Source organism: Bacillus sp. FSL K6-1338, assembly GCF_038006965.1.
In the GTDB taxonomy this organism is placed as follows: Bacteria; Bacillota; Bacilli; order Bacillales; family Bacillaceae_G; genus Bacillus_A; species Bacillus_A thuringiensis_S.
Map to the genome: position 1 here is coordinate 689112 of NZ_JBBOWI010000001.1, position 16415 is coordinate 705526.

The following is a 16415-nucleotide window of genomic DNA, read 5'->3' on the forward strand; positions in this document are numbered from 1 at the left end:
AAGATGAAAAGAACAGCTGAATTTGTATTAGGTCTTATTGGAGGTATTTTTGGTATTATTTGTGCATTTGTTGCTTTATTAATCGGCGGTATGGGAGCTGCTTTTGAAGCTGATGGAGCAAATACTGTTATTGGCTTAGGTTGGGGAGCTGTGGCTCTATCAATCTTAGGAATTGTTGGATCTGTTATGGTAAGAAGTAAAGCGAAGGTTGGCGGTATTATGATGACTGTGGCTGCTATCGGTGGATTTATTTGTATTTCTATAATTTACTTATTACCAGGCGTATTATTATTAATCGGTGGATTAATGGGCATATTCCGTAAGGATAAAGCAACTGTATCTGCATAAAATGAGCACTCGAAAGAGTGCTTTTACTAATTTCATTAAATTAGCATAAACTCCTCTAATCCTAAACCTCATATATGAAGTGGAAATATCCATAGAAATGTAAATGAATTCCTTGAGTAGCTAATATCTTGATCCTTGGACTACTCAATTAAATGAGCTGAATTACATGTGCATTTTTCATCCATCCAAACAAAGTTCTCTTCATTTGACATACGGTAGAATCCGAAATCGTTGTACGTTAAATCAACAATAGGTGATAGTATATTTAAAGTCTTCCTGATATTCTAGGAAAAGAAGCTACGAAGGTAACATCTTTTTTAGGAAACTTTTACATAGCAAAAAAGCTTCTACTCGTTATATAATAGCTTTCGTGCAGTCGGCTAGATTTTCTTATGGAGAAAATCAAATTATAAAGGGGTAGAGGAGTGGTATTTTGTTTCAAACGATAAAAAATGACTGGTTTTCTAATGTGAGAGGGGACGTGTTATCAGGAATTGTCGTTGCTTTAGCATTAATCCCTGAAGCGATAGCCTTCTCTGTTATTGCAGGCGTGGATCCGACAGTTGGACTATACGCAGCCTTTTGTATTGCGGTTACCATTTCATTTGTTGGCGGAAGAACTGGAATGATTTCAGCTGCAACAGGTGCAATGGCATTATTAATGGTAACGCTTGTTAAAGATCATGGTTTGCAATATTTATTTGCTACAACAATATTAACAGGTATCGTCCAAATTATTTTTGGCGTGTTCAAACTGAGCTCATTTATGAAGTTTGTTCCGAAATCTGTTATGAGTGGTTTTTTAAATTCACTTGGAATTTTAGTTTTTACAGCGCAATTACCGCATTTTAAAAATGCAACTTGGCAAATGTATGCACTCGTTGTATTAGGACTTGCAATTATATATTTATTTCCACGTATTACAACGGCTGTACCTTCTACGCTTATTTCAATTATTATTGTGACGAGTATTGCACTTATGAGCGGATTACAGTTGAAAACAGTAGGGGATATGGGAAGCCTACCGAAAGAATTACCGTTCTTTAGTATTCCTGATGTGCCATTTACATTAGAAACATTAGGGATTATTTTACCTTATGCAGTTATGCTTGCAATCATTGGTTTACTAGAGTCTTTATTAACAGCTTCAGTTTTAGATGATATGACGCATACAGAAAGTAATAAGCATAAAGAGGCACGCGGACAAGGGATCGCAAACATCGTTGCTGGATTTTTCGGAGGAATGGCAGGATGTGCAATGATCGGTCAATCTGTTATTAATATTAAATCAGGTGGACGAGGTCGCCTATCAACATTTGTAGCGGGCGGATTTTTAATCGTATTACTATTCGTTTTAGGGAATTATGTCGTTCATATTCCGATGGCAGCTTTAGTTGCGGTTATGATTATGGTTTCAATCGGAACGTTTGATTGGAACTCTGTAACAACGATTCATAAAGTACCAAAAGGAAACGCATTTGTTATGATTGTAACAGTTGTGATTGTCTTAATTACACATAATTTAGCATTAGGTGTAATTATCGGAACAGTAATTAGTGCGGTGTTATTTGCATTCAATATGGCAAAGATTCACGTGAAACATTTATATATTGAAAATAAGAAAATATACGAAATTCACGGTCAACTTTTCTTTGCATCTACAGCCGATTTCATAAATAATTTTTCATTTAATGAAGATGTAAAAGAAATTGAAATGAATTTTACTCATGCGCACGTATGGGATGATTCAGCAGTGGCATCAATTGATAAAGTTATCATGAAGTATGAGCAAAGTGGTGTGAAAGTAAGTATAACAGGATTAAATGAACGTAGCTCAAAACTTGTTGCAAATTTGGCTACTTATAATAAAAGAATTGCTAGTTAAAAGCCTCCTTTTTAGGGGGCTTTATTATATAATACGAGTAGGATAACGAAAAGGGGATTCAGCATATGTACAAACAAATTATATTAGCATGTGACGGTTCTGAACATGCACTTCGAGCAGCGGAACATGCAACATATATTGCGAAATGTAGCGAAGAAACAAATGTTGAAGTTGTGTACGTAGTAGATAATAGAACGGCAAAATCAGATATTATACAAGGTCAAACAGACTTAGAAACAATATCAGCTAGTCGAAAAGATAAATTAAAAGAGATTGAAGGTCTATTAAAGAAAGAGAGCATTTCTTATACAATTACGATATTACATGGTGATCCTGGAGATACAATTGTTCAATATGTAAATACAGGAGATATAGATCTTGTTATCGCTGGAAGCAGAGGGCTAAATACACTGCAAGAAATGGTGCTTGGTAGTGTCAGTCATAAAATAGCAAAACGAGTGAAATGTCCGGTGATGATTATAAAATAAAATAGAATGTAATGAAGACCTTAGTATAACTGAGGTCTTTTTTATGTATAAATAACTCTTATTTGTGGAAATACTAGATATATAAGTTGAAAAGATGTTAACTTACAAATTTGTAAGTTAGTTGTTAGAGAAATCGATGTTATGAAATTTTTCCCATTGGTAAAATAAAAGTATCACAGGGGAGATAGGGAGGATGGAAGCAATGAAATCATTTCAAAATTTGTCATATAGTCAAGGGGTAAGCTTAATTTGTCTAGGGGGATTTGCTGCATCTGTTACGTTAGCTGTTTTAATAAAGGTGTTTCATCAAATTTTTTAATATTAGAGTAGGGAAGGAATTGGTTGTTATCATTAGTAGGAACAGCAATGAAAATAAAAAATAGCTCTTAGCATGTATGTAGATGCTAAGAGCTATTTTTATGATTTTTATATGTTATTTAAGCTTGTTTTGATTTTACTGACCCTGTATTTAAAGTAAGGGCAAGGAAGAACATTGCAAGTATGCAAGATGCAAGTAATAAGATGAATCCGCCATCCCACCCGAATGCATCTACGATAAAGCCCATAGCGGCACTAGCGAAAGCAGCTCCGCCTAAGTAACCGAAGAATCCAGTTAAGCCTGCTGCAGTTCCAGCAGCTTTCTTTGGTGCTAAGTCAAGAGCGTGTAGACCAATTAACATAACCGGTCCGTAAATTAAAAATCCAATTGCGACAAGAGCGATACTATCAACCATTGGATTACCAGGAGGATTTAACCAGTAAACAAGAACTGCGATAAATACACCAATCATAAATAAAATACCAGCAGGTGCACGACGTCCTTTAAATAGTTTATCACTCATCCATCCGCAAAGAAGTGTACCTGGAATACCAGCCCATTCATATAGAGCGTAAGCAGTACGTGAGCTACTATGAGTAAAGCTTTTTTCTTCTACTAAATAAGTAGGAGCCCAGTCTACAACGCCGTAACGTACGAAATACACGAAAACGTTCGCAATAGCGATGTACCATAAAAATTTATTGTTTAGTACGTATTTAAATAAAATTTCCTTTGCCGAAAGTTCGCGTTCGCGATCTTTTATTTTCTCATCTGGTGGATATTCTCCAGTATGCTCTTCAATAGAAGGTAGTCCACAAGATTGAGGTGTATCTTTCATTGTAATTAGTACATAAATACCAACTAAAATTGAAAGAATACCTGGGAAGTAAAAAATACTATGCCAGTCATTTGCAAAGAAGTATAAGCCTAATGTTACAAGAGAAGGCATCAGCGCGCCGCCGACATTATGAGCGACGTTCCAAATAGACATTTTTGTACCACGTTCGCTAATAGAGAACCAGTGAACCATCGTACGACCACAAGGAGGCCATCCCATGCCTTGTACCCATCCATTTAAAAACTGAAGTACAAACATAAGTATAATGCTCGTTGTAATGAAAGAAAATGAGCCGAAAATAATATTAATGATACCTGATAAAAATAGCCCAGCTGCTAAAAAGTAGCGAGGATTACAACGGTCGGATACGATACCCATAAGAAATTTACTTAATCCGTAAGCGATAGATACTGCTGAAAGGATAACCCCAAGTTCCCCTTTACTAAATCCTTGCTCGATTAAGTATGGCATTGCTAGTGAAAAGTTTTTTCGAACAAAGTAGTAACCTGCATAACCAATGAAGATACCTAAGAATACTTGTAAACGTAATTTACGGTATTCGCTATCAACGCGATCAGCTGGTAAGCGTTCCGCGTGGGGCGCAGGTTTAAATAATTGTGTGAAAAACATAAAATGAAAATCCTCCCCTAATTAATTCGAAGCGTTTTAAGACAGAGAATATAAAAAGGCCATGAAATATAAAAAAGTTTCCTTTTTTATGATTCATAGCCGTGTACTCCGTTTCTCCGTGACTGTCAATATTAACTTCGTCGAAAATTATACAACTTTGTGACAAAAATGTAAACGTTTTTATGAATAAAAGTATTGACGGATTTTGTTCGTGGGATTAATATTTAAATACGTTAAATATTTTATTGTTTAAATAAGAGGTGGATAACATGCCAAATGATATGACGCATATCGATAAAATTCAAGCTCTAGCCTTTTCGATTGGAAAGAAAATGCAGACGGAGTTATTAGAACAAATGCAAGCAACAGGACTTACACCACCGCAGTTTTATATTTTAAAGATTCTAGATCATTATGGGGCTTCAAGAGCGACAACATTAGCAAAAAAGATGTACGTGAAGCCTAGCGCAATTACAGTGATGATTGATCGTCTAATCGATCAAGAACTTGTAGAACGCTATCACGACAAAGATGACCGTCGTGTTGTCATCATCGAGTTAACGAAAAAGGGGAAATCTAGAGTAGAAGAGGCAATGACAGCTCGCAACGAGCATATTGCAAAATACTTTTCACATTTAGAGTTGCAAGAAAGAGAAGATTTATTACGTCTCTTTGAGAAGCTAGAAACCATTATTTGCGGGACACAAGAGAAAAAAGAGAATAACTAAGAGGAATTGAGGAGATTACATGGAACAACAAGAAAATCAAAATAGAAAGTTGTTGTTAATCGGTTTAGTAATCGCGATGCTATTTGCTGCATTAGATGGAACAATTGTTGGTACAGCAATGCCACGTATCGTCGGTGACCTAGGCGGATTAAGTTTAATGACATGGTTAACAACAGCATATATGTTAACATCAACGACAGTTGTACCAATTGCAGGTAAGTTAGCGGATTTACTTGGTCGTCGTAACGTATATATAACAGGGCTAGTTATTTTCATGATTGGTTCGGCGTTATGTGGTATGGCAAATGGTATGACAGAATTAATTATTTTCCGTGGTATTCAAGGTCTTGGTGGCGGTATTATGATGCCAATGGCTATGATTATTATTGGAGATATGTTCACGGGAAAAGAACGTGCGAAATGGCAAGGTATTTTTGGTGCGTTATACGGTCTTGCTTCTGTAATTGGACCACAAGTTGGTGGGTGGATTGTAGATGCAGTGAACTGGAGATGGGTATTCTACATTAACTTACCGGTTGGTATTTTAGCAACAATCTTTATTGCAATGGGATTAAAATCACATAAACAAACAGGACCAATTAAAATTGATATCGCTGGAATCTTTACGATGATTCTAGGTGTTGTAAGTTTATTACTTGCGCTAACGTTTGGCGGAAAAGATTATGCATGGGACTCTTGGCAAATTATCGGTTTATTTGCACTAGCTGTAATTGGTATCGTTAGCTTTGTTATTGTTGAAACGAAAGCTGAAGAGCCGATTTTACCAATGCATTTCTTTAAAAATCGCACATTTACAATACTGAATGCGATTGGATTCTTTATGAGTATTGGAATGTTCGGCGCGATTATGTTCGTACCATTCTTCATGCAAGGTATTGTAGGAGTAAGTGCTGCTGAATCAGGAACAATTATGACTCCAATGATGATTACAATGATTGTAATGAGTATTATCGGTGGGCAACTTGTATTAAAAGTTGGTGTAAAACCACAAATTATCGCAGGTATGCTTATTATGGCGGGTGGTTTCTGGTTATTAACAACGATGGATATGCACACAACGAAGCTTACAGCTACTTCTTATATGATGGTTATCGGTTTAGGAATGGGTCTTGTAATGCCGACATTAACATTAGCGTTACAAGAAAGCTTCCCGAAAAAAGACCTTGGTGTCGTAACGTCATCAAGTCAGTTCTTCCGTCAAATTGGTGGAACATTTGGTATTACAATTTTAGGATCAATTATGAATAACACTTCAGGTACAACGTTAACAAATAAATTAGTACCTGTATTAGATACATTCCCGAAAGAAGCGGGACAAATGGTAACGAAATTTAAAGATATGATTCACACAGATCCACAAGGTTTATATTCGATGCTATTTAGCCCAGAGGCATTAAAACAAATGCCAGAAGCGTTCGCTAACAGCATTGTACCTATTTTGAAAAACTCTTTAGTAGACTCGCTTCATACTGTATTCTTAACAGGATTAGTATTTATCGTAGTAGGTGCCATCTTTACGATTTTCTTACAAAAAATTAAATTATCAGATCGTAAAAAAGATGCTAAAGAGCCTGCTGTAGAAGAAAAAGAAAAAACTGTATCATACTCGTAATGAAGAAGCATCGCCTTATGGCGGTGCTTTTTTGAGTATAACCTTAAAAGCTTTTTAGTGAGAAATGATTGACGTATTTTTAGAAATACGTTATATTATTTTCTGTAAACGGTTACATTAAATGAGGAGAAAAGAGAATGAGTACGATTAAAGACGTTGCGAAATTAGCGGGAGTATCTGTTGCGACCGTTTCCAGAGTTTTAAATAAAAATGGATATGTTCACGAAGATACATTAAAAAAGGTAGAGCGTGCAATTGAGATGTTAGATTATAAGCCTAGTACAGTAGCGCGTTCACTGTATAATAAAAAGTCTCGTTTAATTGGCTTAGTTGTTCCAAATATCGTGAATCCGTTCTTTCCAGAAGTTGCACGTGCCGTAGAAGATGTAGCACATAAACAAGGTTACACAGTTGTCCTTTGTAACTCTGATGAAAGTTTAGAAAAAGAGAAACAATACATTGATGTACTTAGACAAAATAATGTAGATGGATTTATTGTAGCAACGAATCCACAAAATAGTGTTAATTACATGAATTTATCTGTCCCGGTTGTTGCGATTGACCGTATGTTTAATGAGCGTATTCCTACTGTATATGCAGATAACTATGCAGGAAGTCAGGCTGCGACAAAGTTGTTACTAGATAAAGGATGTAAACATATTGCACATATTCGCGGTCCACGTGATGTGAGTACTGCAAATGAACGTTTTGAAGGTTTTGTAGACGTTATTACGCAAAATAATCTTTCGTATATGATTGCAGAGAGTACGTTTGATCCAGCAAATAGTGAGCGTGTAGCGATGGAATTATTAGAAGAATACCCGCATATTGATGGTATTGTTGCTGGGAATGATTTAATTGCGATTGGTATTGTAAAGGCTGCACTTCAAAAGGGGATTGCCATTCCAGATGATTTACAAATTATTGGATTTGATGGAATTTCTTTAACAGAAATGATGTATCCATCTATTACAACAGTTGCACAACCGATATATGAAATGGGGAAAATTGCAACAGAGTTGTTGTTAGAGCAAATGGAAGGAAATACATTAGAAGAGAAACACTATCGTTTGCCGATTGAAATTATAGAACGAAATACAACGAAGTAAGGAGATGAAACAGATGCCAAATATTGCAGTAGTAGGAAGCATTTCAATGGACTTAGTGGCTGTTTCAAAAAAACGGCCGAAAGCAGGAGAAACAGTAATTGGTGAAGCGTTTCATACAATCCCAGGAGGGAAAGGGGCAAACCAAGCAGTTGCTGCAGCTAGGTTAGGAGCAAATGTAGCGATGGTTGGAGCGGTAGGAAATGATGATTATGGAACAGTAGTTAGAAAAAATTTAGAGAACGAACGCATTTTTATCGATTATGTGGTACCGGTTACAGATAGAACGACAGGAATTGCTCATATCGTTTTAGCAGAAGAAGATAACAGTATTGTTGTCGTACAAGGGGCAAATGCTCTTGTAAATAAGTCAGTTGTAGATCGCTCCAAAGACCTTCTTGTAAAAGCGGATATGGTTGTTCTTCAACTAGAAATTCCACTTGAAACAGTAAAATATGTATTGGCTATTTGTGAGGAACATAATATTCCTGTTATGTTGAATCCAGCGCCAGCACAAGTTTTATCAGAAGAAATTTTAGAAAAAGCAACTTATATTACGCCAAATGAACATGAGTGCCGCATTGTATTAGATGATTTTACATCACCAATTGAAGATTTATTGGCGAAGTATCCAAATAAATTATTGATGACAGAAGGTTCTAACGGTGTTCGTTTCCATAATGGCACAGAGATTGTACATGTTCCTAGCATTGCTGTTGATGTAGTGGATACAACTGGAGCTGGTGATACATTTAATGGTGCGTTAGCAGTTGCACTTTCTGAAGGAGAGACACTTCAAAAAGCAATTCGTTTCGCGAATATTGCCGGTGGTCTTTCTGTAACGAAACTTGGAGCACAGGGCGGTATGCCAACGAGAGATCGAGTACGTGAAGTGCAGGTGATTGTTGGATGAAAAAGCATGGTGTATTAAACAGTGAAATCGCGGCAGTCCTTGCTTCACTTGGGCATACAGATACGGTTGTAATTGCTGATTGCGGGTTACCGATTCCGGATGGAGTAAAACGAATTGATTTAGCTGTTGAGATTGGAAAACCGAGTTTTTTAGAGGTGTTACAAGTTGTAGCTGATGATATGGCAATCGAAAAAGTGACGTTAGCAGAAGAAGTCATTATAAATAATGCGGAAGTAAATAAAGAGATCGAGCAAAAATTAATAGAGCCAGCATTTGAGTATGTATCTCATGAACAATTTAAAGAGCATACAAAGAAAGCGAAGGCGATTATTCGTACAGGCGAGGCTACGCCTTATGCAAATGTAATTTTACATGCAGGCGTGATTTTTTAATAAAGGGAAGTGATGGGAATGCATATTGAAATGAAAAACATTTCAAAGGCGTTCAATGGCAATCCTGTTTTGAAGAATGCACAGTTTATGATTGAAACAGGAGAAGTCCATGCATTGATGGGGGAAAATGGAGCGGGTAAATCAACGCTCATGAAGATTTTAACAGGTGTATACAAAAAAGATGATGGGACAATCACGATTGATGGGCAAGAGCGCACCTTTAAAAATGCGAAAGAAGCTGAAGAGTACGGCATCGCATTTATACATCAAGAACTAAACATATTGCCGAATTTAACAGTAGCTGAAAATATGTTTCTTGGTAAAGAGTTAATGTATGGGAAAACAGGTATTTTACGCACTCGACAAATGAACGCGATTGCGCAGCAGCAACTAGCAGAGCTAGGATTGCATGTAAGAGGTGCTATGTTAGCAGAGGAACTATCGGTTGGACAACAGCAAATTATCGAAATTGCGAAAGCGTTAATGACAAACGCGAGCGTTATTATTATGGATGAACCTACTGCGGCACTGACGGATCGTGAAATCGAAACGCTCTTTATAGTAATCAATAAGTTACGTAAAGAAGGTGTTTCATTCGTGTACATTTCGCATCGTATGGAAGAGATTTTCTCGATATGTGATGCCATTACGATTTTGCGTGATGGAGAATACGTTGGAAAGAGATTAATTCCAGAAACATCATTTGATGAAGTAGTGAGTATGATGGTGGGGCGCAGCATTGGTGAACGTTACCCAGAGCGAAATAGTCAAATTGGTGATGTCATTTTTGAAATGCGTAACGGAACGAAGAAAGGGAAATTTGAAAATGTTTCGTTTCAAGTAAGGAAAGGTGAAATCCTTGGTGTAGCTGGTTTAATGGGAGCTGGTCGCACTGATATTATGAAAGCGATATTTGGTTATGAACCTTTAGATTCTGGACAAATTTTTATAAATGGACAAGAAGTAAAGATTGATAGTCCGATAGATGCAATTAGACAAAGAATTGCTTTCATTACAGAAGATAGAAAGTCTGAAGGATTAGTGTTAGATTTTTCAATTCGAGAAAATTTAGCTTTACCGAATTTAGAAAGTCTTTCAAAGGGAAGTGTTCTAAGCAACGAGCTAGAACAACAGTTTACAGAGGATATGATGAAGCTTCTTAATGTGAAAGCATCTAGCGGAGAGCAGGCAGTGAAATCTCTTTCTGGTGGAAATCAGCAAAAGATTGTAATCGCAAAATGGCTAGGCATTCATCCGCAATTACTCATTTTAGATGAGCCAACAAGAGGTGTCGATGTTGGAGCGAAAAAAGAAATTTACTCTATCATGAATAAGCTTACTGAGCAAGGCGATGCCGTTATTATGGTATCATCTGAGCTTCCGGAAGTTTTAGGAATGAGTGATCGAGTTCTTGTTATTCATGAAGGAAAAGTCGGCGGCATTTTAGGGAAAGATGAGGCATCACAAGAGTCTATTATGGCACTAGCTACAGGGGGAGAGTAAGGATGGCTAAGAAGGGGAATGTATTACAACAACTCGGTTCTTTAATCGGTTTAGTATTAATTATCGTCGTAATTACAGTTTTAAATCCAGCGTTCATTGAAATTCCAAATTTATTTAATATACTGCGTCAAGTATCGATTAATGCGCTTATTGCATTCGGAATGACCTTCGTAATTTTAACAGGGGGTATTGACTTATCGGTAGGTTCTATTTTAGCATTATCAAGTGCACTTGTTGCTGGAATGATGGCAAGTGGCATGGATCCGTTCCTTGCAATGGCAGTTGGACTATTAGCAGGTCTTGTAATGGGGGTTGTAAACGGTATCATCATTGCGAAAGGAAAAGTAGCTCCATTTATTGCAACTTTAGCAACAATGACTATTTTTCGTGGGTTGACGCTTGTTTATATGGACGGACGTCCGATCACTGGTCTTGGTGATCATTTAATGTTCCAAATGTTTGGCCGCGGTTATTTTCTTGGTATTCCGGTACCAGCTGTTACAATGATGATCGCTTTCGCAGTACTGTACTTCATTTTGAAGAAAACGACATTTGGCCGTCGTACATTTGCAATTGGTGGAAATGAAGAAGCAGCAGCACTATCAGGTATTAATGTTACGAGAATTAAAGTAATGATTTACGGTCTTTCCGGAATTTTGGCAGCGCTTGCAGGTATTGTCTTAACATCACGACTAGATTCTGCACAGCCGACTGCAGGTACTTCTTACGAATTAGATGCAATTGCAGCAGTTGTATTAGGTGGAACAAGTCTTTCTGGGGGAAGAGGATGGATTGTTGGTACATTCATCGGTGTACTAATTATCGGTGTACTAAATAACGGTTTAAATTTATTAGGTGTATCTTCTTTCTTCCAACAAGTTGTAAAAGGACTTGTAATCTTACTAGCTGTATTAATTGATCGCCGAAAAGAAGCGTAATGGAGGGACAGTTCATGAAGAAATGGTTACTTATACTCGTTGCATGTATTATGGTCATTACTGCTGGTTGTTCAATGGAACCACCAGAATGGGCAAAGGATTCTAGCGATAAAGGTCGAAATAAAACTATTAAAGTTGGATTCTCTGTTTCAACTTTAAATAATCCCTTCTTTGTAACTTTGAAAAAGGGTGCAGAAAAGAAAGCGAAAGATAGCGGCATCGAATTGATTGCTGTTGATGCGCAAAATGATGCAGCGAAGCAAACGAACGATGTTGAAGATTTAATTCAAAAGGGTGTCGATGTAGTTGTTATTAATCCGACCGATTCAGATGCTGTTGCTTCAGCGGTAAGTGCGGCAAATGCAGCAAATGTTCCTGTTATTACAGTAGACCGCGTTGCGAATTCAGGTAAGGTTGTTTCTCACATTGCATCTAATAATATCGAAGGTGGTCAAATGGCTAGTGATTACATTCGTGAATTAGTCGGCGAAGGAGCAAACGTTGCTGAGTTAGAAGGAATCCCTGGATCGTCTGCTGCTCGTGAACGTGGGAAAGGATTCCATAACGTAGCCGATAAGTCTTTAAAAGTAGTTGCCAAACAAGCGGCTGATTTTGATAGAGCGAAAGGATTATCTGTTATGGAAAACATTTTGCAAGCAAATAGCGATATTAAAGCCGTGTTTGCGCATAACGACGAGATGGCATTAGGTGCACTTGAAGCATTGAAGTCTGCTGGAAAAACAGATGTAGTCGTTGTTGGATTTGATGCAACTGAAGATGCTGTGAAAGCGGTTAACGATGGGCGTATGGCTGCAACAGTCGCTCAAAAACCGGAATTAATCGGAGAGAAGGCGATGCAAACAGCAAAAGAGATAACACAAGGTAAAAAAGTGGACAAATCTATTCCGATTGAATTAGAGCTTATTAAGAAAAATAAATAAATATAAAATGAAAATTAGGAAGGAAGAATAACAAATGAAATTCTTTATTGATACAGCAAACATTAACGAAATTAAAGAGGCAAATGCATTAGGCGTAGTAGCTGGAGTAACGACAAACCCATCACTTGTAGCAAAAGAAGGCGTAGATTTCCATGAGCGTATTCGTGAAATTTGCAGCTTTATAGAAGGACCTGTAAGTGCAGAAGTAATTAGCTTAGAAGCTGATAAAATGATTGAAGAAGGAAAAGAATTAGCGAAGATTGCTCCAAACGTTGTTGTAAAAGTTCCAATGACAACAGAAGGTTTAAAAGCAGTAAAAGCGTTCTCTGATTTAGGAATTCGTACAAACGTTACATTAGTATTCTCAGCAGTTCAAGCATTACTTGCAGCTCGCGCTGGTGCAACATATGTTTCACCATTCTTAGGTCGTTTAGATGATATCGGTCATAACGGTATGGATTTAATTCGTCAAATCGCAGAAATCTTTGCAATTCATGGCATCGAAACAGAAATCATTGCAGCATCTGTACGTCACAGCGTTCACGTAACTGATGCAGCATTAAACGGTTCACATATTGCAACAATCCCAGCAAACGTAATTGCTTCATTAGTGAAGCACCCATTAACAGATCAAGGAATTGAGAAATTCTTAGCTGATTGGGAAAAAACACAAGAGAAATAATAGAAAATCAAGAATCCTAGTTTAATTGACTAGGATTCTTTTTTATTTAAAAGAATTTTCATGCAATTTTGCATATTGTCTTTTAAATTTGTTATATAAGATATTTAATATATATCACATAACTCTTTATTTTTCATATTTCGATATAAAGTGAAACTTTAATCAGTGGGGGCTTTGTTCATCAGCACACTGATTATTAGTTGAACCAAGGGATAAACAGATAGAGGGTCTGACCAGAAAACTGGAGGGCATGATTCTATAACAGAAAGTTCAATGTTTATAGAATTATGTCTTTTTATATAGGGAGGGTAGTAAACAGAGATTTCGACAAAAACGTACCGATTTATCTGAATTTTAAGTTTTATAAAAGGAGAGAAATGGAATGAGAAGAAAAGCCCCATTTAAAGTGTTGTCATCATTAGCAATTGCAGCAATTATCGGATGCACATCTGTAATGAGTGCGCCGTTAGCATATGCAGAAACGCCAGCAAAAGAGAAAGAGAATGTGTCTACAACGCCAATTGATTACAATTTAATTCAAGAAGATCGTTTAGCGGAAGCTTTGAAAGAAAGAGGAACAATTAATCCAGCATCTTCTAAAGAAGAGACGAAAAAGGCTGTCGAGCAATATATTGAAAAGAAACAAGGAGATCAGGCGAACAAAGAAATTCTTCCAGATGCTCCCTCACAAGAAACGTCTGATTTCACAAAAAAAGTAAAAGAGAAAAAGATGGAAGAAAAGGAAAATGTAAAAAAGACTGAAAAAAATATTAATCTTGAGCAAAAGCCAGAACCAAATAAAAAGCAATTGAATGGGCAAGTTCCAACTTCAAAAGCAAAGCAAGCTCCATATAAAGGATCTGTTCGATCAGATAAAGTATTAGTGCTACTCGTTGAATTTAGTGATTATAAACATAATAATATTGATCAAACACCAGGTTATATGTATTCGAAAGACTTTAGTAGAGAACATTATCAAAAGATGTTGTTTGGTAAGGAGCCTTATACATTATTTGATGGTTCAAAAGTAAAAACATTTAAACAATACTATGAAGAGCAGTCTGGTGGTAGTTATACGACAGACGGATATGTAACGGAGTGGCTAACAGTTCCAGGAAAAGCATCTGATTATGGAGCTGATGGTAGCAGTGGTCACGATAATAAAGGTCCGAAAGGTGCACGTGATTTAGTGAAAGAAGCTTTGCATGCAGCTGCTGAGAAAGGACTAGATTTATCTCAGTTTGATCAGTTTGATAGATATGATACAAACGGGGATGGGAATCAAAACGAACCTGACGGTGTAATTGATCATTTAATGGTAATCCATGCTGGTGTTGGTCAAGAAGCTGGTGGCGGTAAATTAGGTGATGATGCGATCTGGTCACATCGTTCAAAATTAGCAGTAGATCCAGTAGCGATTGAAGGTACAAAATCAAAGGTAGATTACTTTGGTGGAAAAGTAGCAGCACATGATTACACAATTGAACCAGAAGATGGAGCTGTAGGTGTGTTTGCGCATGAATTTGGACATGATCTTGGATTACCAGATGAATATGACACGAAATATACTGGAAATGGTTCACCTGTCGAAGCTTGGTCATTAATGAGTGGAGGTAGTTGGACAGGAAAAATCGCAGGAACGGAGCCGACAAGTTTTTCACCACAAAATAAAGACTTCTTACAAAAGAATATGGGTGGCAACTGGGCAAAAATATTAGAAGTAGATTACGATAAAATTAAGAGTGGTGTGGGAGTTCCTACATATATTGATCAAAGTGTTACGAAATCAAATCGTCCAGGCGTTGTACGTGTTAACTTACCAGGTAAAAGTGTTGAAACGATTAAACCGGCGTTTGGAAAGCATGCATATTATAGTACAAGAGGCGATGATATGCATACAACGTTAGAGACACCATTCTTTGACTTAACAAAAGGAACAAATACAAAATTCGATTATAAAGCAAATTATGAGTTAGAAGCAGAGTGCGATTTCGTCGAAGTACATGCAGTAACAGAAGATGGAACGAAAACATTAATTGATAGACTTGGAGAAAAAGTAGTCCAAGGAGATAAAGATACAACAGATGGGAAATGGATTGATAAATCATATGATTTAAGTCAATTTAAAGGCAAAAAAGTGAAACTACAATTCGACTATATTACAGATCCGGCTGTAACATATAAAGGTTTTGCGATGGACGATGTAAATGTAACTGTTGATGGACAAGTTGTATTTTCTGATGATGCAGAAGGACAGTCTAAAATGAATTTAAATGGTTTTGTTGTTTCTGATGGGACAGAGAAGAAAGCTCATTATTACTACTTAGAATGGAGAAACTATGCGGGATCAGATAATGGATTAAAAGCAGGAAAAGGTCCAGTGTATAATACAGGTCTTGTCGTTTGGTATGCAGATGATAGCTTTAAAGATAACTGGGTTGGGGTGCATCCAGGTGAAGGATTCCTTGGGGTTGTAGATTCTCATCCAGAAGCACTTGTTGGTAATCTGAACGGGAAACCAGCGTACGGTAATACGGGCATGCAAATTGCAGACGCTGCATTTTCATTTGATAAAACACCAGCATGGAGTGTAAATTCATTAACACGTGGCCAGTTTAACTATTCTGGATTACAAGGTGTTACAACTTTTGATGATTCAAAAGTATATAGTAACAAGCAAATTGTAGATGCAGGAAGAAAAGTTCCAAACCTTGGACTTAAATTCCAAGTTGTTGGACAGGCAGAAGATAAATCGGCAGGCGCTGTTTGGATTAAACGTTAATAACATAAAAGCACATTCTTCATATGAAGAGTGTGCTTTTTAATTTGTACAGTAAGTTATTATTTTAGTTTATGTAATACAAATGTTTATTCATGTGTAGTGTATCAAATTATGTGGAGAAAGGAAATATTTCCGAGGAAATTGTCGAAGTATCGTCGTTATTTATAAACTTTCTTTTTAAAAGAAGTAATGTATTATTGCCTTTACGGCTCAATTTATTTACATTGTTATTTGGTTATACACAAAAGTAATATATTGGGCAAAAAAGAGTTCTATTCAATATGGCTCT

15 protein-coding genes are annotated in these 16415 nt (G+C 36.8%); 14 read left to right on the top strand and 1 reads right to left on the bottom strand.

Annotated features, from left to right (window positions below; all coding sequences use genetic code 11):
* The first annotated feature begins 3 nt into the window (after positions 1–3).
* From NZ044_RS03565 to NZ044_RS03580, 4 genes are all read left to right on the top strand, one after another.
* A complete protein-coding gene (locus NZ044_RS03565; RefSeq protein WP_000831286.1) occupies positions 4–348 on the top strand; it encodes a DUF4064 domain-containing protein in 345 nt (114 codons plus the stop codon).
* Between the two features lie 433 nt (positions 349–781).
* The gene (locus NZ044_RS03570; protein ID WP_000487912.1) at positions 782–2233 is read left to right on the top strand and encodes a SulP family inorganic anion transporter; all 1452 of its coding nucleotides are present in this window, start codon (positions 782–784) and stop codon (positions 2231–2233) included.
* 65 nt (positions 2234–2298) lie between these two features.
* Positions 2299–2721: a universal stress protein gene (locus NZ044_RS03575; RefSeq protein WP_044783728.1), complete on the top strand. Its 423-nt coding sequence runs from the start codon at positions 2299–2301 to the stop codon at positions 2719–2721.
* A 202-nt stretch (positions 2722–2923) separates the two neighbouring features.
* A complete protein-coding gene (locus NZ044_RS03580) occupies positions 2924–3040 on the top strand; it encodes a DUF4027 family protein (protein ID WP_000834733.1) in 117 nt (38 codons plus the stop codon).
* A gap of 118 nt (positions 3041–3158) precedes the next feature.
* Here the strand turns inward: NZ044_RS03580 and glpT are convergent, their stop codons facing one another.
* A complete protein-coding gene (glpT, locus tag NZ044_RS03585) occupies positions 3159–4508 on the bottom strand; it encodes a glycerol-3-phosphate transporter (protein ID WP_000466386.1) in 1350 nt (449 codons plus the stop codon).
* Between the two features lie 269 nt (positions 4509–4777).
* Here glpT and NZ044_RS03590 point away from each other — a divergent pair, with 269 nt between their 5' ends.
* The 10 genes from NZ044_RS03590 (at position 4778) to inhA2 (ending at position 16126) form a co-directional block, all read left to right on the top strand.
* On the top strand, positions 4778–5236 hold the full coding sequence (locus NZ044_RS03590) for a MarR family winged helix-turn-helix transcriptional regulator (RefSeq protein WP_001132366.1): 459 nt from the start codon (positions 4778–4780) through the stop codon (positions 5234–5236).
* 19 nt (positions 5237–5255) lie between these two features.
* Complete coding sequence (locus NZ044_RS03595; RefSeq protein ID WP_000437648.1) at positions 5256–6869, top strand: MDR family MFS transporter; 1614 nt, start codon at positions 5256–5258, stop codon at positions 6867–6869.
* A 137-nt stretch (positions 6870–7006) separates the two neighbouring features.
* Positions 7007–7978 carry a ribose operon transcriptional repressor RbsR gene (gene rbsR / locus NZ044_RS03600; RefSeq protein ID WP_000104047.1) on the top strand — a complete coding sequence of 324 codons (972 nt, stop codon included), beginning with the start codon at positions 7007–7009 and terminating at the stop codon, positions 7976–7978.
* Positions 7979–7991: 13 nt separating this feature from the next.
* On the top strand, positions 7992–8888 hold the full coding sequence (rbsK, locus tag NZ044_RS03605; RefSeq protein ID WP_001132865.1) for a ribokinase: 897 nt from the start codon (positions 7992–7994) through the stop codon (positions 8886–8888).
* On the top strand, positions 8885–9280 hold the full coding sequence (gene rbsD / locus NZ044_RS03610; protein ID WP_000716151.1) for a D-ribose pyranase: 396 nt from the start codon (positions 8885–8887) through the stop codon (positions 9278–9280). The genes rbsK and rbsD overlap by 4 nt, the downstream gene beginning before the upstream one ends.
* A gap of 18 nt (positions 9281–9298) precedes the next feature.
* The gene (rbsA, locus tag NZ044_RS03615; protein ID WP_002162933.1) at positions 9299–10783 is read left to right on the top strand and encodes a ribose ABC transporter ATP-binding protein RbsA; all 1485 of its coding nucleotides are present in this window, start codon (positions 9299–9301) and stop codon (positions 10781–10783) included.
* Between the two features lie 2 nt (positions 10784–10785).
* Entirely contained in the window at positions 10786–11721 is a 936-nt protein-coding gene (locus NZ044_RS03620) for an ABC transporter permease subunit (RefSeq protein ID WP_001074650.1), read from the top strand.
* A gap of 14 nt (positions 11722–11735) precedes the next feature.
* Positions 11736–12662 (top strand): ribose ABC transporter substrate-binding protein RbsB, encoded by a 927-nt coding sequence (rbsB, locus tag NZ044_RS03625; RefSeq protein ID WP_000758976.1) that lies wholly within the window; start codon positions 11736–11738, stop codon positions 12660–12662.
* A gap of 34 nt (positions 12663–12696) precedes the next feature.
* Entirely contained in the window at positions 12697–13344 is a 648-nt protein-coding gene (gene fsa / locus NZ044_RS03630; protein WP_000667667.1) for a fructose-6-phosphate aldolase, read from the top strand.
* 382 nt (positions 13345–13726) lie between these two features.
* Positions 13727–16126 (top strand): M6 family metalloprotease immune inhibitor InhA2, encoded by a 2400-nt coding sequence (inhA2, locus tag NZ044_RS03635; protein WP_097891592.1) that lies wholly within the window; start codon positions 13727–13729, stop codon positions 16124–16126.
* The last annotated feature ends 289 nt before the right edge of the window (positions 16127–16415 follow it).